Origin of the sequence: Mesorhizobium sp. M7A.F.Ca.CA.001.10.2.1, assembly GCF_003998575.1 — a bacterium.
Classification (GTDB): domain Bacteria; phylum Pseudomonadota; class Alphaproteobacteria; order Rhizobiales; family Rhizobiaceae; genus Mesorhizobium.
In genome coordinates, this window is record NZ_RZQY01000771.1 from 1 (window position 1) to 2,587 (window position 2,587).

Genomic DNA, 2,587 nt, shown 5'->3' on the forward strand with positions numbered 1-2,587 from the left:
GTCTGGAGATGGCCCGCGAAAAATACGGCAAATTGTCCCGCCAGGATTTGATGGCGCCGGCAATCGGCTATGCCAGGGACGGCTTCATCCTCAACCAGGGCGACGCCGCCTCGTTTGCCGGCAGCGCCGACAGGCTGGCGAAGGACCCCGCGGCCGCCGCCATATTCCTGAAACCCGACGGCAAGCCCTATGGCATCGGCGAGCGGCTGGTCCAGCCCGACCTCGCGGCGTCGCTCGCCGCCATTTCCGAAGAGGGTGCGGATGCCTTTTACAAAGGCGCCATCGCCGATGCCATCGTCAAGGCGAGCGGCGCCAAGGGCGGCATTCTCGCCAAGCCCGACTTCGAGCAATATGCGGTGCGCGAACTCAAGCCCGTGACCTGCACCTATCGCGGCTACGAGATCACCTCCTCGCCGCCGCCCAGCTCCGGCGGCGTCATCATCTGCGAAATCCTCAACGTTCTGGAGGGCTATCCCTTATCCTATCTCGGTGCCGGATCGGCCGAGTCCATCCATGTCATGGTCGAAGCGATGCGCTATGCCTATGTTGACCGCAATTCCGCGCTCGGCGATCCCGATTTCGTCGACAATCCGGTCTCGAAATTGCTTGATAAGGCCTATGCCAAGGATATCCGCGACAAGATCGACCCGTTCCGGGCCGGCGTGTCGCAGGATCTGATGCCGAAGGGCTTTGGCGAGAGCAAGGAGACGACGCATTATTCGATCATCGACGATGAAGGCAATGCGGTCGCGGTCACCTACACGCTGAATGGCTCCTTCGGAGCCGGCGTCGTCGCCGACGGCACCGGCATCCTGCTCAACAACGAAATGGACGATTTCACCCAGAAACCCGGCGTGCCCAATCTCTACGGCCTTGTCCAGGGCGAGGCCAACGCCATCCAGCCGAAGAAGACGCCGCTGTCGTCGATGAGCCCGACCGTGGTCGCCAAGGACGGCAAACCGTTCATGGTCATCGGCAGCCCGGGTGGCTCGCGCATCATCACGATCACGCTGGAAGCGATCGTCAATGTCATCGACCACGGCATGAACATCCAGGAGGCGATCGACGCGCCTCGCATCCACCATCAATGGCTGCCCGACAAGGTTTATGTCGAGCCGTTCGGCCTGTCGCCGGACACAGAAAAGCTGCTGGCCGGCATGGGATATCACCTCGATCTCGCTGACCAGACCTGGGGGCAGGCGGCCGGCATCCTGGTCGGCGGCAAGAGCCTGGCGGAAATCGAGAAGGGCGGCGGCGCGCGCTACAACGGCGCCATCGACAGCCGCGCGGCCTCTGGCGAGGCGCTCGGATACTGACAGCTCGGAGGAAAAACCTGGTGCAGCGTGGCGATTCGGGTTGATCGCCCGCTGCTCAAGTGGATCGGCTCACACCGATTTGGCCGTCACAAGACCAGCGTGAGAGTGGACGCAACCAGCATCAAGGCGGCAATGCCGACGAACAGCGCATAGATACGCGGCCGGTCGAGCAGCAGCGCGTTTCCGGATATCCAGGCGGACGTGGCGCCGCCAAGCGCGAAGAGGAAGCCGTTGCGGTGCCCGAAGACCATCGATGCGGCCATCAGCCCGCCAATGATCAGCGCACCGAACACGATGATCACGGCAACGGCATATCTCTCGAAATCATTGCCGCTACCCATGCTCGGGCCGATTGCGTTCAACGTCGGCAGGTCGTCCGGATCGAAAGGGTTCGTCGACCCGTATTCGTCTTGACCGGCAGGCTCTCGCATCATTCATTCTCCGTATAGCGGCAACAAACCATCAAGCCTTGCCGAGCGCAACCCGATCGCACTCCCTTCAATGCGTTTGGTACGGTCTTCTACACCTTCTGGCGACGACCGCCGCCGGTTTTTTGATTCGTTGCCTTTTTCAGGCAATCCAATCCAGAGCGCGCCGCCCGGAGGCGGTCGTGGGACCATCCATCCTGGAATGCATTCGTGGAGGAAAAATGATGCGGGACGTGGATTGCGCTTCGCGGGCAGCGATTTTCGGCGAGCGGGACGTCGCACGCCCACCGTGACGGTGCGAATCGTCTTGCCGCCATCCGGACGGAGGACAGGGCCGCGTCGAATCGCGGCTCTGGACGCGCGTCATCACAGGTTCATGCGGCGCGCTTCAGATCCCGCATGCCAGATCACTGCCAGCCGAGGCAGCCGAGCGGCATGCATCAGAACTTCATGCTGAGGCTGCCCTTGATGACGCGGCCTTCGCCATAGATGCAGCTGAGGTCGGCATTGCTGCCGGCCTCATAGCAGGTCGAATAGTAGGTCTTGTCGAACAGGTTGGAGACATTGAGCGCTGCCTGCCAGCCATTCTTCTTGTAGCGCAGTGCCGCGTCGACCAGCGTGTGGCCGGGCACGTTAACCGTGTTCGTACTGTCACCGAAGCTGGCGCCGATATAGCGCACGCCGGCGCCGACACTCAGGCCCTCGAGCACGCCGCTGCCAACCTCATAGTTGGCCCACAGCGATGCCTGGTGTTCCGGCACCCTGGCCGGGCGGTTACCGACGACGGCGGCCTACACCTATCTCGACGCGGAGATAACCAGCGATGCCGCCGCCGTCATGCTG

General features: G+C 62.5%; 2 protein-coding genes and 1 pseudogene. 1 reads left to right on the forward strand and 2 read right to left on the reverse strand.

Going from position 1 to position 2,587, the window contains the following annotated elements; translation table 11 throughout:
• On the forward strand, window positions 1-1,316 hold a 1,316-nt coding region (ggt, locus tag EN964_RS31435), incomplete at its 5' end, for a gamma-glutamyltransferase (RefSeq protein ID WP_127277195.1).
• Between the two features lie 86 nt (window positions 1,317-1,402).
• Here ggt and EN964_RS31440 read toward each other — a convergent pair.
• Together EN964_RS31440 and EN964_RS31445 are read right to left on the reverse strand one after the other, a co-directional pair.
• Complete coding sequence (locus tag EN964_RS31440; RefSeq protein ID WP_032808338.1) at window positions 1,403-1,750, reverse strand: hypothetical protein; 348 nt, start codon at window positions 1,748-1,750, stop codon at window positions 1,403-1,405.
• Between the two features lie 434 nt (window positions 1,751-2,184).
• Window positions 2,185-2,517 (reverse strand): annotated as a pseudogene (locus EN964_RS31445) (TonB-dependent receptor domain-containing protein); the annotation flags it as partial.
• Window positions 2,518-2,587: the final 70 nt, after the last annotated feature.